This window comes from Sphingopyxis sp. GC21 (assembly GCF_025727575.1).
GTDB classification, from domain to species: Bacteria; Pseudomonadota; Alphaproteobacteria; order Sphingomonadales; family Sphingomonadaceae; genus Sphingopyxis; species Sphingopyxis terrae_A.
In genome coordinates, this window is sequence record NZ_CP095845.1 from 2364068 (window position 1) to 2385320 (window position 21253).

Below are 21253 nucleotides of genomic sequence, written 5' to 3' on the forward strand. Positions count from 1 at the left end.
TTGACCGACGTCTATATCTACGACGCGGTGCGGACACCGCGCGGCAAAGCGCGGCCGGACGGCGGCCTTGCAAAGCTCAGCCCGCAGGAACTGGTTCGCCAGCAGATCATCGCGCTGCGCGCGCGATGCGGCGATGCGGCGGCCGCGCCCGACGCGCTGCTGCTCGGCTGCGTAACGCAGAGCGGCACGCAGGGCGGCCACATCGCGCTGGTCGCCAAACTCCACGCCGGTCTGCCGCACGAAACCATCGCACACAGCATCAACAATTACTGCGCATCGGGCCTTTCGGCCATCGGCCAGGCGATTGCGAAGGTGGCGAGCGGCGAGATGAATTCGATCCTCGCCGGCGGCGTCGAATCGATGAGCAGCGCGCCCTTTCTGGGCGACCGGGCGAGCTTCTACACCAACGCCGAGTTGCCGCCGCATGCTCGCTTCGTTCCGCCGGTTCTCGGCGCCGACCGGCTCGCCCATGCCGAAGACATTGCGCGTGCCGACCTAGACGCTGTCGCCCTCCTGTCACAGCAGCGCGCGGTGGCGGCGGAGGACAGCCTGGCGCTGCAACGCTCGCGCATCGACACCGGGGCGCTGTCGCGCGAGGAATGCCTGCGCCCGCAAACCAGCGCGGAGACCCTCGCCGACACACCGCCAGCTTTTGGCGACCTGCAGGATCAATATGCTGGGGCGCTCGGCGGCGTGCGCTTTGCGCCGCTGCACAGCGTCGCCCACACGCCGCCGATCTGCGACGGCACCGCCCTCGCGCTTCTCGGAACCGACGGGCTCGGCGACGCCCCGCGCGCGCGCGTCGTCGCCTTTGCCGAATGCGGCGGCGATCCGGCCGCGTCGCTGACCGCCGGCTTCGCCGCGATGGACAAGGTATTGGCACGCACCGGACTGACGATCGACGCCATGGATCGCATCGAATTCATGGAAGCCTTCGCGGTCACCATCGCCAAATTCCTGCGCGATTATGATGTCGATCCGATGCGGGTGAACGTCGGCGGGGGGCATCTGGCAAAGGGACATCCAATGGGCGCCAGCGGCGCGATCCTGACGTCGGCACTGCTCGACGCGCTCGATGCGTGCGACGGGCGTTTGGGGCTCGTGGTCGTAACGGGCGCGATGGGGGTTGGCGCCGCCCTGATCGTGGAACGGATCGATCGCTCCTGACGCAGCGGCAATGCGACGGCGAGTGCATAGGGACGCGCGAATTACCTGTCTTGACAATATATGTAGGTGCCTACATTGATAGCCAATGATCGATGATCCTTCGGCCGCATCGACGGCGTCCATGCATGCGGCGGTTGGCCGCCGATCCTTTCTTGCCGGAGCGCTTTCGGCCGTTGCGCTCGCGCCACCAGCGCTCGCGCGCTCCCCCGCCGCCGAGAACCTCGACCGCTTCCTTGCGGACCAGAGGCGCAGCGGCGGGATGACAGGCCTTGCCGTCGGCCTTGCGCGATCGGGCAAAGTGCTGCTGTCGCGAACCCGCGGCCATGCCGACATTGCCATGCGGCGGCCTGTCACCGTCGATTCGATGTTTCACCTCGCGTCGGTGACGAAAACGATTACCGCCACCGGGATCATGATGCTGGCGGAGGAGGGACGGCTGGATATCGACGCGCCGATCAACCGCTACCTCGACTTCGCGGTCGTTTCTCCGGCAGCGCCCGAGCAAAATATTACCGCGCGCCACCTTCTCATGCACATGTCGGGCATCTCGGATGCGACCTATTATGCGGTCGATTTCCGGACGCACGGCGGCGATTCGCCGCTCGCACTCGGCGATTTCCTGCACAGTTACCTGGTTCCCGGCGGAACGCATTATTCTGCGACCGGAAGCTTTTCCGGCGCGCCACCGGGACGGGCCTATGACTATTGCAACGTCGGCTATGGCCTGCTCGGCTATATCGGCACGCGCGTCGCCGGCGTCGATTTCAGGACCTATCTGCAGCGCCGGCTGTTCAGCCCGCTCGGCATGGATCATCTGTCGTGGACCCTCGCCGATGTTCCGGTCGCGCTTCGCGTCACGCCCTATGAAAGCGACGCGCAGCGTCTTGTCCCTGTTGCGCCCGTCGGATTTCCCGATTGGCCTGCGGGCATGCTCCGCGCCTCGATCTCGGGCCTCATGCCCTTCGTCGCGGCGTCGGCAAATCGCGGCCGCACCGGGTCTCACCGGATGCTCGCCGAACCCTCGATGGACGAGATGCTCCACATGCAAAAGCCGCCAGGTCTGCCGGTTTGGCTGACCGGTCAAGGGCTCGGCTGGATGGAATCCGAGGGCGAAGGCGCGCCGCGCATCAATCATTGGGGCGGCGATCCCGGCGTTTTCACGGCGGTCTACCTCGATCCCGCGACGACGACCGGGATCGCAATCCTCACCAACGGCTCGGCGACCGCATCCAGCAAAGCCGCGATCAAGGCCATCGCACGCAAGTTGTTCACGCTCGGGAACGCGCTCTCATGAGCGAACAACCCGATTACAGCCGACTCGCCGGCGGCGCGGCACTGGGCGCCAGGCTGCGCCGGCTGTCCGAACGGATCGATCGCGAGAGCGCTCAACTATACGCCGCATACGGCATCGAATTCGAGCAGCGATGGTTCGGGATTCTCAATCAGATCATGCGCAACGGGCCGATGACCGTAGGCGACATCGCGTCGGCGCTACGTCTAACCCATGTCTCGATAAGCCAGGCGCGGCGTTCGCTGGAGGCCAAGGGCTTCGTCCACAGTCTCACCGACGGCAAGGATGCGCGAAGACGTCCGATAGCGCTGACGCCGAAAGGCGAGGCGCTGACCAGAGAACTCGCCGGACTCTGGCAGGCGCTCGGCGCCAGCGCGGCCGAACTCAATGCCGAAGCCGGCGATCTGATACCGCTCCTCGACCGCCTGGACGATGCGCTGGCGGAGCGCTCGCTTCTCGACCGCGCTTTGGCACATGCGGCGCGGCCTTGAGCGCGACGGCACGAAAGCCCCTATCAATTACAATATTCGCTGGAACGGCGCACACTTCGAGAGCCGCCGTGGTCCGGCCTGGCAGGGGCAGCAGGATTCGAACCCGCGACCCTCGGTTTTGGAGAACTGCGCTCACTATCTCTTCCAGTCTCCATGTCTCCACGCAGGCCCTTATCTTCCCTGTTCGTTCACTCCCTGTTTCCCTTTATGTCCACGGGAGCCTTTGCAAACCCACGGCAGCGTGATAGTCCGGTGCTTATCCCGGAGGTATCACTATGGCGACTGGAAAGATTACCAAGACAGCGGTGGAGGGATTGGCGATCCCGGCGGAGGGGAAGCGCTCCTATCTATGGGACGCCACCCTTAAGGGCTTCGGCGTCATGGTGACAGACAAGGGAACGCGATCCTACCTGATCCAGTACCGGATGGATGGCAGGGCCAGCAAGACCAAGCGCGTAACCATCGGCAGGCATGGTTCGCCGTGGACAGCGGAGAAGGCCCGCGACCGCGCAGCGGAACTGCTGGAACAGGTGCGACGGGGGACCGATCCTTTCGACGCAGCAAAGGCGGCCCTTGCCGCGCAGCGCCGCGAGCAGGAGGAACAGGAGCGTGAGCGCGCAAAACTGGCAAAGCTCGCATTCTCCGTCATCGCCGCGGAATATATCGCTGCATCGAAAAAGACTCTGCGCCGCTGGCAGGAGCAGGAACGCATCATTGAGCGCGATCTGACTCCAAGTTTCGGAATGACCCCCCTGCCCTCGATCACCGCCGATGCTATCAACGACTGCATCGCGAAGGCGGGAGAGCGTGCTAGCTCTGCTGCCCTGAAAGCCTATTCGGCGCTGCGCTCGATCTTCGCATACGTCCATAACGACAGGCAGCTTAAGCGCCTGTTCCCTGCTTCTGCCTCGCCCTTTGGCGATGTGCAGCGTCCTGAGGGCGGCGGCAGGCGGTCTGACTTTATCGCCAACAACGAATTGCGGCTGATGTGGCTTGCCTGCGACGAAATAGGCTGGCCGTTCGGCTCCATGTATCGTCTGCTTCTGCTGACTGGCCTTCGTTTGCGGGAGGTTGCGGAGGGGCGCTGGTCAGAGATTGACCTAGACGAGTGTAATTGGCTGATCCCCGCCGAGCGCATGAAGAACGGGGAGCCGCATTGGGTGGCCCTTAGTCCTCCCGCTGTCGAAATTCTCAAGTCCATGCCTCGCATCGACAAGTGCGATCTAATGTTCTCGACGAACGGCAAGACGCCGGTGTCTGGATTCTCCCGCGCCAAATCCCGGCTTGATGCTGCGATGCTCAAGATTGCCAAGCAGGAGGCAGAGAAAGCGGGCGGGGACCCTGGTGGGATTACCCTGCCCGCCTTTGTAGTCCATGACACACGCCGCACCGTCGCGCGTGGCTGCCAGATTGATGGTGCATCGTCGGAAGTCATCGAAAGGATGCTAGGCCACGTCACCCACACCAAGAGCGGGCTCAAGGGCGTCTATCAGGTTTTCGAGTTTGAGGACGAACGGCGCGCGGCTTTCGTCAAATGGGGGCAGCGCCTAACCGCGATATCGTCTGGCGGTGCGAATGTCGTCCAGCTTCGCGAGGTGGCGGCATGACAACCTCGCGTCGCTTGCTCGATCCTAGTGCCTTCGACGCTCCACGGGTGGGCGGGAGATATGTCCCTTGGGCGCTGGCGGTCAGGGCGGTTGGCGAATATTTGCACAAGGAGGAATGGGAGGGGGCCGAACTGGCGCTCTCGCAATACACCCCCCTTGATCGGAGGGCTGAGATTGATGCCAAAGTTAGGCAACAGTTTCCCCCGAACGCTATCCCGATCCTGAAAGTTTCGCCAGACTTTGCCGCCAAGCGCGAGGCTGAGAGAACGGCGATGGCTGATGCAATATCTAAGGAAATGCCCGTCCTTCCCGACCTAGTTGTTCGTAACGAAGGCAGAAAGCGGCGCCTTTTGGAGGCGCAAACCGCGCTGTTTGACGCGATACTCAATTCGGATATCGCGGCTTACTGGTATGCCGTGGGGAGTGCCATCGAACCTAAGAGGGTGCCAGGCGGGGAACTTATAAGGGCTTGGGATGCGGATCGAGGCAACCTTAGAAGTCGGGGTGTTATCTGGCGCGACAGGGCAACGCGATATGTCTATGTCGATGCCGCTGACTTGGCTTCTGCGTTCCCTCTCACACCAAAGGTTGCCGCGCCTTCGGGCTTAGATGAATCCGCCCTCTCAGATTACATGCGCCTCGCGCTCCACGTCGTTTCGTTAGGCTATGGCGTCGGCTTCGATGGCTACAAGAAGCAAATCAAAACGAAACTGCTTGAGCTTGCGCCTTCATTCGGCCTCGGGGATGGCGCGCTGTCCGACACTGCGGCGGAATATCTCGCGACGTTTCTAAGAAACGTGGATGCGCAAGGCGGGATGGCTGGAGAATTGCGAAAAAATGGCCCCTGAGTGGGCCCTAGGGTCCGACCCTTCAACTAATTGAAAATATTAGGTTGTTTTCCGGGTCAGAGCCATTGCGAGCGCCAAATTTTTTTCAAGGGTCCAAGCCTTAGCCTGATGTTGCAAGCCTCATTTTCCACATAACTCAACTGCCGTCCCCGCTGGCGCAATGGTGCGCCACGGAAGTCTGAAAGGACGGCAAATGTATCTTCGCACTCCAGAAGCTGCCAAATATCTCGGCATCGCTCCCGGCACTCTCGAAAATAAACGATACAGCGGAGACGGCCCCACGTTTCGCAAGCTCGGTGGTCGGGCTGTTGTGTATGCAACGGCTGATTTGGACGCATGGGCGAACAAGGCGGTTCACGCATCTACCAGCGAACTGGCGGCGGCCTGAACGATGCGCGGGGTATCGAACGGTCATCCCCACCGCGACGGGGAACAGAAAACGCGCGTCCCGGTGATGCCGAAACTATCGGCATTGCGAGAGATGGACGCCACAGAGGCGCGCCGCCTGCAGGTTTTCGGAGAGCGCATTATCGCTGACATTGTGGCTTTTCGTCATCGCAGGATGCGGCGACGTGAGGGGGTTCGGCCATGAGCGCATCTGCGACGCCGACGCGCCGCGCTGTGGCCCTCAAAGCCCTCTACGGTCATCAGCAGTTGGCAAGCGAAGCCATCGCAACGGGGCGCGGCATTCTCAGCCGCAATGAAACCTCGTTTCTCCACCGCATCCGCGAGCAAATCGACATCACCGAAAAGCAGCGTCGGTGGCTGTCCGATATCAATGTTCGCCTCCAGTGGGAGCTTTCCCATGAACGCATCTGATTCCGCTTTTGCGCTCCTAGAAGCGCATCGTCTTGGTCGCACACGCCTTACTCGCAAAGCAGGCTCGCTGTGCGGGCAGCTAGTTGCCGATCCCCAGCCCCTGACCGACAAACAGGCCGAATGGATTTCCACCCTGCTTGAACGCGCTGGGCTGCCTCAGATTGGGGAGGCCGCTCATGGATGACCTTCCCAGCTACCGCGATGGCGAAGGCGCAGGCTATCGGCGCAACAGCGAGGCCAGTCAGGACGGCGCTCGCATGGTCAACCCCAAGCGCATGACGCTCTGTGATCGGTATTATGACCTCATCCTTCAATCAGGGCACAAAGGAATGTCTGCGGAGGACATTTCGGCAATCGTGGACAGTGCGCCCTATCTCGTCCGTCCGCGGCTGACCGACCTCAAGAACAAGGGCAAGGTCGTGGTGAAGGCCGACGAGCGCCGAACGGGCCATTACGGGGTCGATAACACCGTATGGATTGCCAGGTGCTTCGCGCCGCGCCTTCCATGCGATCAAGCCGACCTCTTTAATGAGGCTGCCTGACATGGGCCGCGTAACCCTGTTGCGCGCTGGGAGCTTCTACCGGGTTCAATGTGACCCGGTGGAGGCCCTGCCCCGCTCGTTCGCCCGCCCGTCCACCTATACCAATCTCCAGCTCGCCCGAGACACGGCGCGATTGCTGTCGGACGCTACCGGATTCCCGCTCGTCGATAACGCAGACAAGAAGGGAGCTTTGCATGGCTGACAGAACAAAAAGGCCCAACAGGAAGGGGCGCAACGATAACCCCCGTGACGCTTTCACGCGGCTCCCGCACGTGATCCAATCCTCTGGGGCATATTCAGCGCTCAACCCTAATGCCCGCGCCCTGCTGCTCGAAATCCTCTCGATGCATAACGGCAACAACAATGGCAGCTTATGGCTATCGGTGCGTGACGCAACTCACCGGATGGGGCTGGCCAGCGTGGACTCGGCCCGCACGGCTTTTGAGGACCTGATGACCGTTGGGTTCCTTCGGATGACAAAAGACGCGCATTTCTCAGTGAAGGCGGCCGACACGTCCCGCGCTCGCTGCTGGCGCGTGACCTTCGTTCACGCACCGGGAACGGGGGTGACCGAAGAATGGCGGAAGTTTGAGCCGACTGACAAGGCGACCGCGCGGAGGATGAATAGAGGCCTGAGCGTTCGGAACGCCTACTACAAAGCGAAGGCCCAAGAAAAATTGCCGGTACTGGATTCCGGTACGATCAAGGCTGCTGCATCCGAAATTGCGGCCCGAGCGGTACTGGATTCCGGTACCGCTAAACCCGCAAATGACGCAAAACAGCCAAAGTCCGTTGTACCGGATTCCTGCACATATATAGCTATGACCATGGGGATAGGGCGCGCGGCGGTCCCTTTATCGTGGAGGGACGGCAATAAGCTGGTCGTCGTCCCTTCGCTGGATGGTCGCCGCGACGATAGCCTCCCGCGTCCGGATTGGCGGCTGATGCTCGGCAACACTCTCCCTGATCGAAAACTGAAGATCGCGGCGTGAGCGCGCCTTCCAGTCGGTGCGGCGCTGCCGTGGACGATCTGACGACGGACCTACCGCCTATCGATGATGGCGAACTGATCGATCCCGATTTCGACGATGACGGATGGTCGCCCGACTGGTTGCCGGATTGGCGCCGCGACAATGAACTGGATGATTGGATTTGAACATGACAGCAACGAAACGAAAGGGCCGGAAAGGTGCCACGCCGGAAGTCAGCGAGAGTGAGCGCAAGGCGGTAGGCTTCGTGATCGATACGGATGATCCCGCAGAAGTCGAGCGAGGACTGGCGAACAAAATGCCCGAATGGAACACCCTGAAGCGCTCCCGCCAGCTCGAACTTATCAGGCTCTCAATGTCCAGTCGCGCTCGGCCTTCGCGGCCCAAGGTTGCGGTGTCAAAGCAACCGGGAACCGGCAAGACGCAAATATCCCCTCCCGAAGCGGATCAGGCTAGCTACGCCCTGACGATATTCGAGACATTCGCAACTTCGTCACCGGACGCCGTGCAAGCTCGTCTCACTGAGATATTTCGGCATTTCAGCGGGCGCGACGCGGACACACCGGAGAACATCAACAGCGCCCTTGCCTTCGTCGGTGGATGCTCCCCTGAAAACGAGCATCAATCTGCGATGGCAACACAAATGGCACTTGTGCATGATGCCGCGGTTCACGCGCTCCGCTGCGCCGGAAGCACTGACTCGATGCACCATTACGAAGCCTACACCAACCAGGCGAACAAGCTGTCTCGAACCTTTGCCATGCTCACCGAAAGCTACGCGAAACTTCAGCGGGGCGGCGTCCAGACGGTGAAACACGTCAATGTCTATGAGGGCGGCCAAGCGGTCGTCGCTGATAATGTCCATACCGGGGGTGCAAGTGTCAGAACAAACAATCCAGCCCACGCAACTAGCCTCGGCGCCCCGCTGCTTAGCCAGGACGCGCAAGGGTTCGGAGTGCCAATCTCCAGCGGTGAAGGGCAAAAAACGGTGCAGGATGCACGGTGGTGCGAAGGGTAGCGGCGCGCAGCCGGGGAATCGTAACGCCGTTACTCATGGGATGCGCACTGCGAGCTTCTTGTCTCGACGCGCGCAAGTCCGATCGCTCATAGCGGGGGCAAAGGATTTGATCGCCATGACAGATAAGCGGTAGGCGATGGCAGGCGGTTAAACGGCTCACTTTCCGGGCTAAGGTGCGCGTGGCGTGCCTCCGCCCGCCTTCCGGTTGGGGCGCATCCCTGATGCCGAGGCGATCAGGGAGTTGCCTCGCGACACGCCACGACGCGGAAAGGTCCGTATCCGGTTCTAGTTGCCATAGCCCTAACGCGGTGGGTCGTGCATCTTGCCGCCGAAGGGAATCGATATGGGCAAAGATGGCTGCGGGTGGGTCGATTACATTATCGCGAGCGACGATCCTGCCGACCGTGCGCTTCTCGATGAGTTTCGCAATCAGGCATGGGAATATGGCGAGCTGATGCGGTTCATCACTGCTGATCCCGCCAACGTCAATGCGGACAGTTGGGCGCAGATGGAGCAGATGCAGGAACGCGATAACGATCTGCAATCGCGGATTTGCGCGCGTGGGAAGGCCCTACGCAATACAGGACAAGCTCCGGCCGATGATGCGGCGTTCAAGGCTTGGCGGGCGTCGTGGGTGCCGCTGGCCTCTCATCTGCCGCAAGATGGAGATATGCCCGCCGCTTGATAGCGCCTCACATAACGGAGGAAATTGTGACCCAGGAAGACTTGACCCAGCACGCGACGCTGTTCCGCAAATCGGGCGGCATGGCTACCGCGCCAGATGAGCCGATCTGGGTGAGCGCAGGAAAGGTAGCAGAAGGGCCGCTCGGGGATGTTCTCGAAAAGTGGAAAAATCTTCCGCCTTCGCATCAGCCCAGCCACGCTATCCTGATTGGCGATCGAACTTTGGGTGAGCGTGAAATTCGCGCAATGTTGGGCAGCGAATAGCGAAGCTTGCGCCCTTCTCCTAACCGCTGCGCGCGGCTCAACACCTTCACGGGTTTCGCTCATCTTCTGCCACAACAGGCTTATCCAGATTTCGGGTGGTCATGTTGGCGCGCATTCGCGCGATGCCAGCTAGTATTAGCAGGATAGCCCAAGGCCATACTGCCATCATCCCAGTTGCAAAAAGGGTTGATCCGAGATCCTTGTAGCCAGACGAGCGGGACCATTGGTCGATTGCGCGTCCCAACCTCGATATGGGATTGTTAGGAACAATGGCCTCAACCGCGACCGTTGTAACAACAAGGATCGCCATATTTAAGAGCGCAAAGAGTCCAAGAACTGGAAAGCAGCCGTCTCCATCGGCGCTTGGCCGTTCAGTATCAAAAATGGTGCGGAACAGAGTGAGCAAACCATATGCCCCTATTCCGGCGAAGGCGAACAGGGGGATAACTCCCGCAGTCGTCGCAACTTTTTCCCAATTTATATGTATGCGATCAGCCAACAAGGAGGCCCCGGCGCTCAATGCCACCAACGCAGCGATTACTACACCGACAACTGCTATTGTCGCAGCGACAGCAAACAATGAGTGTCGGAATCTGATCACAAGATAGGCTAGGACAATTCCGGCTGCGACTTGAATGACGAGTAGCATCCACCCCTCCACGCGTATTATAATAGCGCGATAAGAAAGGGGCGGCGAGCATAAACCTGCGGCCCCCACCCGTTTCGGACCTTTCTCGCGTCACATCGCTAGGCGATGCTCCAGCGGCACAAGGCTGGCCGGGTCTGCGATCCTGTCGCCAAGCATATGCTTTGCCCCGTGATAGGCTGGTTCATTGAGCGAGCGCGGGGCAAATTTGCTTTCCCATTGATCGACCGCGCGCGAAGCGTATCGGCTTGCTTCCTTGCCAACGTCGTTAGCCGATAGATGCCCTTCTAGAACTGCGAGATAGATATCGCTGATCGCGTCGTCTCTCGTTGCCTCCGACAGCCAGCGCGGCACCGCTGCGGCAATGCGTGTGTATAGCTGGTCGGTGTGGGGCCGGAACGTGCAGGCCTGTCCGCGCTCGGCCTGCAACTGGCGCCGCTTCGCCCGCTGGTCGGGCGTGAGCCAGCGCAAATAGCCCTTCGCGCCCTCGCTCGTTATGCCCCACCGCTGACCGATCGCCGCGAACGTGTCGCCTGCCATGATCGCTGCGACGATAGCCGCGCGCTTTTCCCGTTGCTCCAGTGTGTCCCACCGTCCAGCGGGATTCGTTGCGGTGCGGGAGCAAAAATGGGGATGAAACCGCTCGCGCCCGCAAGTGCATTGCCCAAGCGTCCCGGCCGCCCGCATGGCCTCGATGAAGGGTGTTGCGTTCAGCCGCACCGCTTCCTTGCCGAGATTCATTGTCTCTGCGATCTGGCGCAAGCTGTTCGCCGTCTTGGCGCGCTCGCCAATCTCCGCGACCTGTTCGGCGGTGAGCCTGACAGGCTTGGTGATGTTGCGGGGCATGGGGCGGGATAGCTCCCCTTGCTCGCGCAAGATTCCCACGACGGGGGCAAGCCAACGGTTCACGGTTCCGAATGACAGGCCGACATTGCGGGCAATCTGCTGCTGGCTTTGTCCCGTGCGAAGGGCCGCGACCATTTCGGCAAACAGGCGTGGCGTCACTTGGACGGCAGGGGCCGGACCTCGCGCCCGCATTAGCTTGCCCTCCATGCTGTAGGCTCGGCACCGTTGGCACCGGGCAAGATGATGGTTCCCGCGTCCTCGCCGTCATAGATGGCGTTTGCAGCATCCTCGACGATCTGCGCCGCCAGCCGCTCCAAGATATTCCGCGGCAGGCTGGGAATGACCGAAAGGGCGATATCGGCGGGGAGCCGCGAAGCCCCCCGCCACAGACGAACCCCGGCGCTCATTTCAGCACCGCCATTGCAAGGTCAACCATCTGGATGGTGAACCATGAGACAGCGAGCGCGGCGACGATGGCGGGGACCGGCGAGGCCCCCACCTTGACGCGCGGGGCGCTCACTGCCCGATCCTTTCAAGGGCATCCATTACAGCGAGGCTCAGGCCCGTGCCGCCCTTGGCAAGCTGCATCATCCCCCTGATTGCCGGTTGTCCGTGGACAGCAAAAGCGGTCAGCTTCTCGAACGCCTCGGCGGGCATGGCGTGGAGCATGGCGACCATTAGCCAGCGTTCCGGCGTCATGGGATAGATTGCACGGGCGATGGCCTCGGCTTCACGGCGCAAGGGCGGGCAATAGTCGAAGCGCACGGGCTGGGCCTCGCGCATGGCCCGCTTCGCCTCCCGCGACCATTTGTTGCACGGCTGCTTGACCTGACGGCGCGCAGCGGTGGGCAGCTTCACGACGGCGGCGCTCATGCTGCACCCCCGATCTGACGCGATGGAAGGATGCGGCTGGCGTCGATAGCAAGCATCGATGCCGCTTCCTTGGCGCACCACCATTCATCGAAAATATCGTGATCGCGGATCACTTCGATCTTGAGCCGGATATCGGCGGCGGTTTCGGCGGGCGCCAACAGGATCGCGTCAATCGCGTCCGTGAAGGCGTTGTGGGTTGCGTCACTGTAGGTCGCGGCGCTTTCCAGTTGCGCGCGGGCGGCCCGGTAATCGCGCTCCAGCCTGATCCACATGCCGCGCAGGCGCTCGGGCAGTTCGTGCCGGTTCATGCTGCACCGCCTTGCGCGCGAAGCGAGCGGATTGCCGAAATGATGAGGCGGACGTTCCAATCGAACGCGGTTTCGTGGTCGAGGAAGTGGGCAAGATCGCAGCGGTTTGCCGCCGCGTCGTCCGTGGCTTCGGTGACGGTGTGCGCCAGCGCAAGCCAAAGCTGACGCTCTGCGCCCTCGGGCGTCTGCGCAATCGCGCGCTGGATCGAGATTTCCGCACGATCCATTGCGTCGGTCTGCGCCATTTGGGCGGGGGTCTGTGCGCATCCCTTGCCAGCCTGTTCGAGCAGCGCGTCAAGGGCTGCGTTCGCCTCGACATACTGGCTCCATGCCGTGAGGATTGCCGCGTCTTTCGCGGGCGCAATTGTGGTGGTAACGGTTTCCATAGTCGTATCCCTCTTGTGCAGGGTTGCGATTAGCGCCGGGGTTGGGACGGCAATCCCTACCTCGGCGCGCCTTGGCTTCCGGCCTTGGCAGTTCGTTACGTAACGGCGAAAGGGCTAACAGTCAAGCCCGTTACGTAACGACCTTGCGCGTCGCGCTGGTTTCCGTTATGTAACGGCGCATGGTTTTATCTAATGCTGAGCGGCAGGCCCGCTATCGCAAGAATCTGAAAGCTCGCGCTCTCGGGGTTAGTCCCGATGACGTCTTGGCGGCTGTTGAGGCCATGGTCAGCTTTGAGCGCCGCACCAATCCAGACGCGCCGGAATGGGAGGAAATATTGAAGCGCTCTCGCGCTCGTGGCGGCCTTGCAATCTGGCGGCAATGGTTCGCTGAACCGTTCGACCCTGAGCTTTGCGACGATCTGACAGCGGCGGGCTTAGATGGCGATATCGTGCGCCGTGTGTGGCCTGTCGCCCATGCGGTCCTTAATCCGCCGCAGGGATGAACCTATCACCCTTCTGTGCCGTTAGGATTGGTTCGCCACGATCATAGCGTTGCGGCCCGTCTATTTGGTTGGCGCCTCGGTGCTTGGGCATCCCTTTTCGGCGTAGTCTGACGCTTCGTCATACACGCCTTGTTCTGGGTAATCACTGTCGCCGTTGGTAATCTCGACGATACGAGATAGCGCCATAGCCTTTTGGCTCTGATCGTCGCTACACATCGCCAGGACGATGTTCTTACTCAATCTTCGGCTCTCTTCCGCCGTCGCCCTGTGCGGCGCCTCATTGCACCCGCAAAGCGCCAAAATCCCTACAATGGTTATAACGCCCCTCATGGCGGGCATCATGCGTCCTGCTCGCCGTCATTGGCAAGAGCCGAATAGCCCACCCCAATTCTAGGCAAAGTCTGGCGAAACTTTGCGGGTATCGGCAATATCGGTTTAGCCGATCACTGGCCCCATTCTGATTGACTTTTTCGATCAATCGTGCTAAGCAAAATCCCACGGCTGCGGCTGGTTTGTCGCACTAACGGTTAGCCGATACCCCGCCAGCTTACGCGCTGCCGGTCGCAGCCATTACCCTACATCGCGGAGAGTGCCATGCACCCCACCAACGACGATTCCGGCGGCGACGACTTGCGCCCGCTCGATGCCGCATTGCGGGCCAACCGGGAAGGCCGCGAGGCGCGTTACCGCATGACGAACGCCGATATTCATTATTGTGCCAATGCCATTGCGGCCCACCACGGCCTTGACCCCGCCGTCATCGTCAACGGGCTGGCGAATAGCTCGGTCGATCTGCTCGCCAAGCTCGATACGCCTACCGGCCTAGCTGAAATCGGGCTGCTCTTTGCTGAGCATTTCGGCGGGCAGACCAACCGCCTTTTCTCCCCCGCTATCCACTGAGGAGCCGGACAATGGACGTAACCCCCACCGATGCGCAAAACGTGGCCGATCTGCGCTTAGCGGCAACCGGCGATGCCTCGGCGCAGCTTCGCTTGTCTCGCACCGCTCGCGACCTCGTATTGGCAGGCGTTGCCGATGACATTGTAGGATCAATCGAGGGGGTGAACTTTGCCCGCCTCGCTGCCGCTCAGGGTGTGCCTGACGCGCTGGTCTTGCTGTCCGATCATTGCGCCCACCTTGGGCAAGCCTTTGCCGAGTGCGGCGAACATGACGCCTCCGAAAACTGGATAGGGCAATCGCTCGCAATGCTCGAACTCGCGGCGGAAGTGCTGCCAGCCGCCAACGCTGCCGCGCTGATGGATTCGCTCAACATCGCCGCTGACAATGCGAACCCCGCAATCATGCAAGCCGCGAAGGAATATCGGGCGATCTTCGCCCCTGCCTTCGGCGCCGCCGCTTTCGCCTGACAGATAGGACCAACAGACAATGACCACCCGCCAGCCGCAGACCGCACAAGAGGCCGCAATGCTCGGCCTGATCCCGTTTCCCGCTCCGAACCTTCCGCGCGGGCTGTTTGGTGGCTCGCGCCGCCGCCCCCTGTCGGGAACGTCCGGCATGTCCCCTGTCGAGCCGGGAAGCCCCACGGCCTACGTTGCCGCAAGCCCCGACACTATGGCGCCCCCGTCCATCGATCAGGCCCCACCGCCGCCGAGCAACTGGCCGCAGCTTGTCGGTCCTGACCTTATGGACCAACTGCCCACGCAATCGGTTACTCCCGCGCCGTCGATGCGTGGCGGTCCCTTCGGCGCGCCTCGCAGCCTCATTGGCTCAACCCCGCCCGCTGGCGTCCCGGCCGACAGTGCAACCCCGCAAATGGGCATCGCGCACGATCAGAAGAAGAAAGGCGGGCTTGATTTCCGTATGCTCGCGGGCATCCTTGGCGATGCGCTGCTGGGCGCGAACGGACAAGCGCCGATGTTCGCGCAAACCCGCATCCGTGAGAACCAAGCCGCAGCCGATCACCGCCGCCGCCTCGCTGAGATGGCGCAGGAATGGCAATTCCGCAATTCGCAGCCTGACTATGCCACGGTCGGCAATCGCCGCTTTGCTTACAACCCGGCAACCGGAGAATCGCAGACGCTCTACGTGGCGCCGTCTGAGGCCCAGGACTATGCCGCGGCGCTCGGCGCGCAGCCGGGAACGGAGGAATATAACACGTTGATGGCGGATTACGTGCTGCGCCACAGCGGCCCGACCGCGACCGCGAACGCGATGCAGGAAGAGGACAACCGACAGAGCAACCGCGTCAGCCTTGAGGGCGTCCGTCAACAGAACCGCATCGGAATGGAAGGCGTGAGGCAGGGCAACCGCCTACAGCTTCGCGGCTCCCCGACCTATCGCGAGACGCACCCCCGGCCCACGTCTGGCGGGCGTGGTGGCTCGGCTGCTGGCACCGTGCGCGACGGCCAGACCGCAACCAATCCCAAGACGGGCGAAAAGGTCGTGTATCGCGGCGGCAAGTGGGTGCCGGTCAAGTGAGTGAACTTCCCCCCGGCTTCCAGCTCGACACGCCGCCCAGCGGCTTTCGGCTCGACAATCCGCCTTCGCGTCCCAAGCGCGGACGGGTGAACCTCGATCCCTATAGTGGCCCCGATATCACTGATCGCGGCTCGGTCTTTACCGCGACCGGCGAGGCCGTGGACGGTGACACCATCCGGCTTAACAACAATCTGCTTGGGCGGCTGTTCGGCGTCGATGCGTTCGAGAAAGGGCAAATGGGCTATCATCCCGGCCAGCCCCCGGTGAACCTTGGGCAGATGGGGACCGAAACCCTATCAAGCTATATCCGCCCTTCGCAGCCCGCGTTCGGCACTGGCAAGGAATCCTATAACCGGCCTGTCGTGACGCTCGGCAATGGCTGGGCTGATCCTGTCCGCAAGTCGCTGCTGAGCGGGACCGCGCTGGCTGCGCCTGATTACATGGGCGCCGATCCCGCGCGCCGCGCTCGCTATTTGGAGGACGAACGGCTTGCCCGCCTCAACCGACAGGGCGCGCACCAAACTGAATATATGTCGCCGGACATTTATCGTTCGGCAAAGCGCTGGAATCAGAAGCTCCGCCCCGATGAAGAAATGGTGTGGTCGAGCGACGTTCCCGAACTCAAACCCGATCTAAAGCGCCTGACCAACGAACAGGAAGCGGACTATTTTTCGTGGCTGTCCACGCAATACGGCAAGCCTGACTTTGGGCAGGCTGATCTTGATGCCTATTGGAAACAGCGCGGGTTCAAAGGTTCGGCACCGGCCGACGAGAAGTTTTTTGACGCCATCCGCAAAGGGCAGCGGATTGGCACAATCGACTATTCCGGCTGGGACGCGCAGGCGCTCCGCGATTTCAAACTCGCCAATGGCTTTGCCGGTCTGCGCCCCGAAGTGCAGCAAGCCTATAACGCCGTCCTGAGCGATCCCAAGGCCGACGCCAACGCGCTGCAACAGTTTGCCGATGTGAACGGCCTGACCTTCGATCCCCGCGACGTTGATGCGTTCTTCAAGGCCCGCGCTCGCGGTGAGAATCCGAACGTCCCGATCCCGATTATCGACCCCGGCGACGGTGCATGGGGTGCGGCTGGTCGCGGTCTTGCCGATCCGTTCGGCTTTATCGACGAGGCTGGCGGCGCGATTGATGCGGTCGCCCCCGCGTGGCTGCAAGGCGCTATCGGTGGCCCGACCAACCGCGAAACGATCTGGAACAGTGATCGCGGCTTCGGTGATATCTACGAAAACAACACGCGCCAGAACCGCGCAATCATCGATTTCGACGAGACGCGGCACCCCTTTGCACGGGCTGGCGGTCAACTCGCGTCGGGCCTGCTGCTGCCTTATGGCGGTGGTGTGCGGAGTGCGAGCGGCCTAGCCAAGCTGGGCGCCGCAGAGGGGGCAATCTACGGCTTTGGGTCCGGTGACGGGACGCTAGGCCAGCGCCTTGCCAATGTGCCGCTAAATGCCGCTGCTGGGGGCGTCCTGGGCGGTGCCTTGGGCAAAGGTGGCGAACTGCTTAGCCCGCTGCTCGGTCGCGCTGGCAGGCTGCTGGGGCGTGGGGAGTCTGCGCCCGCTGTTCCGCGCGCAATTGATAGGATCGACATTGCCCCTTCCGATGGCGGCGGCATTGGCTTGCCCGCGCTGGGTGAGCGGGTCGCGTCTGCCTATCCCGGCCCGGTGACTGGCAAGGCCCCGACGCTTGGCGACATCATGCCCAAGATACAGGATTGGGCAAATTCCCAAGCAAAGGGAACGATGTTTCACGGGTCCCCTCGCGCTGGTATTACGGAATTTGACCCCTATGGGCGCGCTGATTACGGCCTATTTGGACAGGGCACCTATTTGACGGACAATCCGTCTGTCGCGGCTGGATATACCGCAAAGGGTATGAAAGCCGCTGGGGGGCCAGAAGGGCGCACGATCTATGGCGTCCAGCAGAATGTGCGCAATCCGTTGGATATGGATGCGCCAGCCGATCTGACCCTATGGGAAAAGGCCGCGGGTCAATACACCGACCAATTCAGGCCGGGAATGACGAACGCGGAAGCCTTCCGCGAAGTCGAGGACGCTATCAGGCAAGAGGGCCTGCCCAAATGGGAAGGCGCCGAGATGATGAACGATGTTGTTCGGGGCATGGGTCACGATGGCGTCACCCACATCGGCGGGGGGCGTTATGGCAGGGGCGATGGCCCTAGCCATCGGGTTGTGATTGCGCTCGATCCCGAACAGACGCAAATCACCAACAGTCTTTCGCTTGGGGAACTGCTCCGCGCACCGCAGCGTGAGCGTAGCTGGATCGACGTTCAAGCGCAGGATGCGCCACCTAGCGGCTTCGTGCTGGATGCGCCGCAGGGCCGAGCCAATATGGATGCAGAGGCCATGCCCGCGCTGTCCTCGCCGCGACTGCGCGACGTGTTGGACGTGAACGCCAATCGCCCCACGCGCCTGCTCGATGGCCCCACAGACGCCATGATGCGCGCTGCTACTGCTCGCGTTGAACCGGGCGACGTTCTCCCGCGTCCCGCCAATGAGGCGACGGCGGAAGATATGGCGGCGCTGGGTCGTGGTCCCTATCAGGACGTTACCGCGCCCCGTGAGCGTGATTACCTTCAGACGCAGCAATATCCCTCGGCCCGCAATCCTGACGTGATGGTCAATCGTCGCGGTCCTGCTGACCTTGTGACGTTCGCCCGCGCGCAAGGCGGTCTACGTGATGAAGGCGGCGAGCTAGCCGCGTCGGGTATCACCAACGCGCCCCGCAAGGGCGAGGACTTCACCGGGGGCGAAAACCGCCTCGGTCGCCTTGTCGATCAGGAACGGGGCCTGTCTGTCGAGGATATGGCACAGAAGGCTTACAATGAAGGGTATTTCCCCGAACTGGACCGGCCGCCGACCAATCAGGAATTTCTAGCCGCGCTCGATGATACCTATCGGGGTGTCGGTCGCCGGTTCCGTCCTGAGGACGAAGGGCAGATTCAGGCTTTCGAGGGCGCACGGGATCAGCGTTACGCGGTCGAACGCGCACGGCAGGAAGGCGCGCCGCTGGCGCAGGACGTGGGGCAGCCCGCCACCCTAGACGATGTGATCGCCAATACCCCGCCCGCAACGGCCTATGACGATTGGGCTAATGCCGTAGTGTCCAAGGTCGGTAACGTGCGCGTCGATAAGCTGGAGACGCCGCAGGATATCGGGCAGGCGCTCAAGATTGCAGACAATGTGGCCGGCGGATTCGATGCTGCACGGCGCGGCAAGATCAGCTTTGCCGAGACGCAGGCGCTTGCGCAAGATCTCGGAATGACGGCCGACGATTTGCTTGCCCGTCGCAAGGGGCAGGCTTTCAGCGCGGAGGAAGCCTATTCGGCCCGCGTGATCCTCGCCAAGTCGGGCAACGAACTGGTCAACATGGCGAAGCGTATCCGCTCGCTGGGTGACGATCCGGGTTCGGAGGCGCTGGCGATGTTCCGCAAGGCCCTTGTGCGCCATACCGCAATTCAGGAGGCGGTTAGCGGCATGACGGCGGAAGCTGGGCGCGCGCTGTCTGCGTTCCGTATGGCAGCGGATAGCCGCGACCTGCCCGGTCGAGTGCTGGAAGGGCTGGCAAGCGCCGGGGGCGGTGCTGGGCGGTTGAAGGATGCCGCCGACCGCATCCTTGATCTGGCCCAAGACCCTGCCAACCTGAATCGCTTTGTCGAAAAGGTGAGCAAGCCGACCTTTGCCGATCGCGCGCAGGAAATTTGGTATAATTACCTGTTGTCCGGCCCGCAAACTCACATGGTCAACATTCTGTCCAATACCATGACGGCGCTAGGCCAGCTTCCCGAACATGCGGTAGCGGCTGGCGTCGGGGCAGCTCGGAAAGCCTTCAAGCGTGACGAGGCCGACCGCGTTCTATTCGGCGAGCTGGGCGCCCGCGCCGTTGGCCTGCTGCAAGGGACCAAGGAAGGCTTGCGAGAATTTGGGCGCGCGTTCCGCACTGGTGAGACTGCGGACTTTGTGACGAAGATGGAATCGCAGACCCAAAAGGCTGTGCCGGGTATCAAGGGCGAAATCCTCCGCGTTCCCACGCGCCTGCTGACTGCTGAGGATGAACTATTTAAGGCGATGGCTCGGCGTATGGAACTGGCGGGCCTCGCGGTGCGCCAGGCGGGCAAGGAAGGGCTAAAGGGACAGGCGGCAAAGGAACGCGCTGCCGAGCTTCTTGCCGATCCCACCGACGCGATGATGGAAAAGGCGCTCGATTACGGGCGCTATGTCACGTTCCAGCGCCCGCTAGGTGACGGGCCTGCCGGTGGGCTGTCGCGCATTACGCAGAATCATCCCTATCTGAAAGCCGTTCTCCCGTTCGTCCGCACCCCGACCAATCTCATCAAGTTTACGGCCGAACGTTCGCCGCTTGCCCCGATGGTGAAGGAGTGGCGGAAGGACTTTGCAGCCGGTGGCGCTCGCCGCGATCTGGCGCTTGCAAAGGTCATGGTCGGTTCGGGTATCGGCGCGATGATTGCCGAGCTTGCCCGCGATGGCGTCATTACGGGTTCCGACCCGAGCGATCAGAACAAGCGCCGCCTTCTGCTCGCGAGCGGCTGGCAGCCCTACAGCATCAAGATTGGCGATACCTATTACAGCTACAAGCGCCTTGATCCCTTCGCCATGACGTTCGGGACCGCCGCGGACATTGCCACGATGGGCGATGACGTGCCGACCGACGAAATGGACCAGAACGCGTTTCTGTGGGTCGCCTCGGTCATGTCGAACTTTGCAAGCCGCACTTGGCTTTCAGGGATTACCGACGCCCTAGACGCGCTGAAAGACCCCGAACGCTATTCGGGCAACTTCATCAAGCGCCTTGTCGGCTCGGCCACTGTCCCGACCGGCGCAGCGCAGCTTGCCCGTGTCATCGATCCCATCATGAGGGAAGCGCCGGACATTGGCAGCTACATGCAATCGCGCATGCCCGGTAAGTCTGACGAGCTTCTGCCAAAGCGTGATGTTTGGGGGCAGCCGATTGTCAGCGAGGGCGGCGTCGGGCCTGATATCATCTCGCCCATTTGGACCAGCACCGACCGGAAAGACCCGCTTACGCAGGAGGCGCTGCGCGTGGGCGCAACGGTATCGCCGCCTAAGATCGGTGACATGACGCCGCAGCAATTCGACCGCCTGCAACCCATTGTCGGCAACCTTGCTCGCAAGTGGATCGGGGAGCTAATGGCCTCGCCTGATTACCGGGCGATGGATCGGGAGTCACAGGCAGAAGAAATCAGCAAGGCCCTTGCTGCGGCGCGCAAGGCTGCAAAGGCGCACGTTGTGGGCGGTGAGCCGCTGAACGCTGAGAGGCCGGAACGCAAGCGCAAGGGTGGGCGCTCGTCGCCGCCTGCCGGGTTCCAAGTCGATCCGCTGCCAGATGGGTTCGTGCTGGATAGATAGCACCAAATCACATCCGTGCGCGCGGTGGCGGCGGCGCTGTATTACTGGGGATCGCTACGGACGCTCGCAACGAACGGGAACTGGACCGGCTCGTCCATATCTCGGACGAGGA

The 21253-nt window shown here is 62.0% G+C and carries 26 protein-coding genes; 19 read left to right on the forward strand and 7 right to left on the reverse strand.

Translation table 11 applies throughout. The features are described from left to right. The 14 genes from MU856_RS11350 (at position 1) to MU856_RS11410 (ending at position 9720) form a co-directional block, all read left to right on the forward strand. Positions 1–1167, forward strand: a complete 1167-nt coding sequence (locus tag MU856_RS11350) for an acetyl-CoA C-acyltransferase (RefSeq protein ID WP_062900538.1) — start codon at positions 1–3, stop codon at positions 1165–1167. Positions 1168–1252: 85 nt separating this feature from the next. Then, complete coding sequence (locus MU856_RS11355) at positions 1253–2461, forward strand: serine hydrolase domain-containing protein (protein WP_263587625.1); 1209 nt, start codon at positions 1253–1255, stop codon at positions 2459–2461. Further along, positions 2458–2949 (forward strand): MarR family winged helix-turn-helix transcriptional regulator, encoded by a 492-nt coding sequence (locus MU856_RS11360; RefSeq protein WP_062900540.1) that lies wholly within the window; start codon positions 2458–2460, stop codon positions 2947–2949. The genes MU856_RS11355 and MU856_RS11360 overlap by 4 nt, the downstream gene beginning before the upstream one ends. Before the next feature lie 275 nt (positions 2950–3224). After that, a complete protein-coding gene (locus MU856_RS11365; protein WP_263587626.1) occupies positions 3225–4556 on the forward strand; it encodes a tyrosine-type recombinase/integrase in 1332 nt (443 codons plus the stop codon). Then, positions 4553–5404 (forward strand): hypothetical protein, encoded by an 852-nt coding sequence (locus MU856_RS11370; protein WP_263587627.1) that lies wholly within the window; start codon positions 4553–4555, stop codon positions 5402–5404. Before MU856_RS11365 ends, MU856_RS11370 begins: the two co-directional genes overlap by 4 nt. Positions 5405–5597: 193 nt before the next feature. Beyond that, the gene (locus tag MU856_RS11375; protein WP_263587628.1) at positions 5598–5792 is read left to right on the forward strand and encodes a helix-turn-helix transcriptional regulator; all 195 of its coding nucleotides are present in this window, start codon (positions 5598–5600) and stop codon (positions 5790–5792) included. 200 nt (positions 5793–5992) lie between these two features. Further along, positions 5993–6223 (forward strand): hypothetical protein, encoded by a 231-nt coding sequence (locus MU856_RS11380; RefSeq protein WP_263587629.1) that lies wholly within the window; start codon positions 5993–5995, stop codon positions 6221–6223. Positions 6224–6399: 176 nt separating this feature from the next. Further along, positions 6400–6765, forward strand: coding sequence for a hypothetical protein (locus MU856_RS11385; RefSeq protein WP_263587630.1), 366 nt, complete (start codon positions 6400–6402; stop codon positions 6763–6765). 194 nt (positions 6766–6959) lie between these two features. Beyond that, on the forward strand, positions 6960–7757 hold the full coding sequence (locus MU856_RS11390) for a hypothetical protein (RefSeq protein ID WP_263587631.1): 798 nt from the start codon (positions 6960–6962) through the stop codon (positions 7755–7757). Between the two features lie 29 nt (positions 7758–7786). Continuing rightward, complete coding sequence (locus MU856_RS11395; RefSeq protein ID WP_263587632.1) at positions 7787–7921, forward strand: hypothetical protein; 135 nt, start codon at positions 7787–7789, stop codon at positions 7919–7921. 2 nt (positions 7922–7923) lie between these two features. Continuing rightward, positions 7924–8772 carry a hypothetical protein gene (locus MU856_RS11400; protein WP_263587633.1) on the forward strand — a complete coding sequence of 283 codons (849 nt, stop codon included), beginning with the start codon at positions 7924–7926 and terminating at the stop codon, positions 8770–8772. Further along, on the forward strand, positions 8726–8905 hold the full coding sequence (locus tag MU856_RS18765; RefSeq protein WP_412072790.1) for a hypothetical protein: 180 nt from the start codon (positions 8726–8728) through the stop codon (positions 8903–8905). The genes MU856_RS11400 and MU856_RS18765 overlap by 47 nt, the downstream gene beginning before the upstream one ends. A 210-nt stretch (positions 8906–9115) precedes the next feature. Next, complete coding sequence (locus tag MU856_RS11405) at positions 9116–9457, forward strand: hypothetical protein (protein ID WP_263587634.1); 342 nt, start codon at positions 9116–9118, stop codon at positions 9455–9457. Positions 9458–9483: 26 nt separating this feature from the next. Next, positions 9484–9720, forward strand: coding sequence for a hypothetical protein (locus tag MU856_RS11410; protein WP_263587635.1), 237 nt, complete (start codon positions 9484–9486; stop codon positions 9718–9720). Positions 9721–9766: 46 nt separating this feature from the next. Here MU856_RS11410 and MU856_RS11415 read toward each other — a convergent pair whose 3' ends face one another. From MU856_RS11415 to MU856_RS11440, 6 genes are all read right to left on the reverse strand, one after another. Next, positions 9767–10369 (reverse strand): hypothetical protein, encoded by a 603-nt coding sequence (locus tag MU856_RS11415; protein WP_263587636.1) that lies wholly within the window; start codon positions 10367–10369, stop codon positions 9767–9769. Between the two features lie 90 nt (positions 10370–10459). Further along, the gene (locus MU856_RS11420; RefSeq protein ID WP_263587637.1) at positions 10460–11212 is read right to left on the reverse strand and encodes a hypothetical protein; all 753 of its coding nucleotides are present in this window, start codon (positions 11210–11212) and stop codon (positions 10460–10462) included. A 191-nt stretch (positions 11213–11403) separates the two neighbouring features. Further along, complete coding sequence (locus MU856_RS11425) at positions 11404–11619, reverse strand: hypothetical protein (protein ID WP_263587638.1); 216 nt, start codon at positions 11617–11619, stop codon at positions 11404–11406. 109 nt (positions 11620–11728) lie between these two features. Continuing rightward, positions 11729–12085, reverse strand: a complete 357-nt coding sequence (locus tag MU856_RS11430; protein WP_263587639.1) for a hypothetical protein — start codon at positions 12083–12085, stop codon at positions 11729–11731. Then, positions 12082–12393 (reverse strand): hypothetical protein, encoded by a 312-nt coding sequence (locus tag MU856_RS11435; RefSeq protein WP_263587640.1) that lies wholly within the window; start codon positions 12391–12393, stop codon positions 12082–12084. The genes MU856_RS11430 and MU856_RS11435 overlap by 4 nt, the downstream gene beginning before the upstream one ends. Then, positions 12390–12779 (reverse strand): hypothetical protein, encoded by a 390-nt coding sequence (locus tag MU856_RS11440; RefSeq protein WP_263587641.1) that lies wholly within the window; start codon positions 12777–12779, stop codon positions 12390–12392. Before MU856_RS11440 ends, MU856_RS11435 begins: the two co-directional genes overlap by 4 nt. Positions 12780–12958: 179 nt before the next feature. Here MU856_RS11440 and MU856_RS11445 point away from each other — a divergent pair, with 179 nt between their 5' ends. After that, positions 12959–13282 (forward strand): hypothetical protein, encoded by a 324-nt coding sequence (locus MU856_RS11445; protein ID WP_263587642.1) that lies wholly within the window; start codon positions 12959–12961, stop codon positions 13280–13282. Between the two features lie 60 nt (positions 13283–13342). Here MU856_RS11445 and MU856_RS11450 read toward each other — a convergent pair whose 3' ends face one another. Continuing rightward, positions 13343–13624, reverse strand: a complete 282-nt coding sequence (locus MU856_RS11450; RefSeq protein ID WP_263587643.1) for a hypothetical protein — start codon at positions 13622–13624, stop codon at positions 13343–13345. A gap of 252 nt (positions 13625–13876) precedes the next feature. Between MU856_RS11450 and MU856_RS11455 the strand changes: the two genes are divergently transcribed. The 4 genes from MU856_RS11455 to MU856_RS11470 are packed head-to-tail and all read left to right on the forward strand — an operon-like array spanning position 13877 to position 21141. Then, complete coding sequence (locus MU856_RS11455) at positions 13877–14182, forward strand: hypothetical protein (RefSeq protein ID WP_263587644.1); 306 nt, start codon at positions 13877–13879, stop codon at positions 14180–14182. An 11-nt stretch (positions 14183–14193) separates the two neighbouring features. After that, positions 14194–14649 (forward strand): hypothetical protein, encoded by a 456-nt coding sequence (locus tag MU856_RS11460; RefSeq protein ID WP_263587645.1) that lies wholly within the window; start codon positions 14194–14196, stop codon positions 14647–14649. Positions 14650–14668: 19 nt separating this feature from the next. Further along, complete coding sequence (locus tag MU856_RS11465) at positions 14669–15721, forward strand: hypothetical protein (RefSeq protein ID WP_263587646.1); 1053 nt, start codon at positions 14669–14671, stop codon at positions 15719–15721. Next, positions 15703–21141 carry a thermonuclease family protein gene (locus tag MU856_RS11470; RefSeq protein ID WP_263587647.1) on the forward strand — a complete coding sequence of 1813 codons (5439 nt, stop codon included), beginning with the start codon at positions 15703–15705 and terminating at the stop codon, positions 21139–21141. The genes MU856_RS11465 and MU856_RS11470 overlap by 19 nt, the downstream gene beginning before the upstream one ends. The last annotated feature ends 112 nt before the right edge of the window (positions 21142–21253 follow it).

Coding starts and splice junctions, on each gene's coding strand:
- MU856_RS11390 (WP_263587631.1), top strand. CDS start 6,960: ATGGCTGACAGAACAAAAAGGCCCAACAGGAAGGGGCGCAACGATAAC.
- MU856_RS11365 (WP_263587626.1), top strand. CDS start 3,225: ATGGCGACTGGAAAGATTACCAAGACAGCGGTGGAGGGATTGGCGATC.
- MU856_RS11380 (WP_263587629.1), top strand. CDS start 5,993: ATGAGCGCATCTGCGACGCCGACGCGCCGCGCTGTGGCCCTCAAAGCC.
- MU856_RS11465 (WP_263587646.1), top strand. CDS start 14,669: ATGACCACCCGCCAGCCGCAGACCGCACAAGAGGCCGCAATGCTCGGC.
- MU856_RS11370 (WP_263587627.1), top strand. CDS start 4,553: ATGACAACCTCGCGTCGCTTGCTCGATCCTAGTGCCTTCGACGCTCCA.
- MU856_RS11375 (WP_263587628.1), top strand. CDS start 5,598: ATGTATCTTCGCACTCCAGAAGCTGCCAAATATCTCGGCATCGCTCCC.
- MU856_RS11445 (WP_263587642.1), top strand. CDS start 12,959: ATGGTTTTATCTAATGCTGAGCGGCAGGCCCGCTATCGCAAGAATCTG.
- MU856_RS11455 (WP_263587644.1), top strand. CDS start 13,877: ATGCACCCCACCAACGACGATTCCGGCGGCGACGACTTGCGCCCGCTC.
- MU856_RS11405 (WP_263587634.1), top strand. CDS start 9,116: ATGGGCAAAGATGGCTGCGGGTGGGTCGATTACATTATCGCGAGCGAC.
- MU856_RS11385 (WP_263587630.1), top strand. CDS start 6,400: ATGGATGACCTTCCCAGCTACCGCGATGGCGAAGGCGCAGGCTATCGG.
- MU856_RS11425 (WP_263587638.1), bottom strand. CDS start 11,619: ATGAGCGCCGGGGTTCGTCTGTGGCGGGGGGCTTCGCGGCTCCCCGCC.
- MU856_RS11435 (WP_263587640.1), bottom strand. CDS start 12,393: ATGAACCGGCACGAACTGCCCGAGCGCCTGCGCGGCATGTGGATCAGG.
- MU856_RS11460 (WP_263587645.1), top strand. CDS start 14,194: ATGGACGTAACCCCCACCGATGCGCAAAACGTGGCCGATCTGCGCTTA.
- MU856_RS11420 (WP_263587637.1), bottom strand. CDS start 11,212: ATGCCCCGCAACATCACCAAGCCTGTCAGGCTCACCGCCGAACAGGTC.
- MU856_RS11440 (WP_263587641.1), bottom strand. CDS start 12,779: ATGGAAACCGTTACCACCACAATTGCGCCCGCGAAAGACGCGGCAATC.
- MU856_RS11430 (WP_263587639.1), bottom strand. CDS start 12,085: ATGAGCGCCGCCGTCGTGAAGCTGCCCACCGCTGCGCGCCGTCAGGTC.
- MU856_RS11400 (WP_263587633.1), top strand. CDS start 7,924: ATGACAGCAACGAAACGAAAGGGCCGGAAAGGTGCCACGCCGGAAGTC.
- MU856_RS11355 (WP_263587625.1), top strand. CDS start 1,253: ATGATCGATGATCCTTCGGCCGCATCGACGGCGTCCATGCATGCGGCG.
- MU856_RS11450 (WP_263587643.1), bottom strand. CDS start 13,624: ATGATGCCCGCCATGAGGGGCGTTATAACCATTGTAGGGATTTTGGCG.
- MU856_RS11360 (WP_062900540.1), top strand. CDS start 2,458: ATGAGCGAACAACCCGATTACAGCCGACTCGCCGGCGGCGCGGCACTG.
- MU856_RS11415 (WP_263587636.1), bottom strand. CDS start 10,369: ATGCTACTCGTCATTCAAGTCGCAGCCGGAATTGTCCTAGCCTATCTT.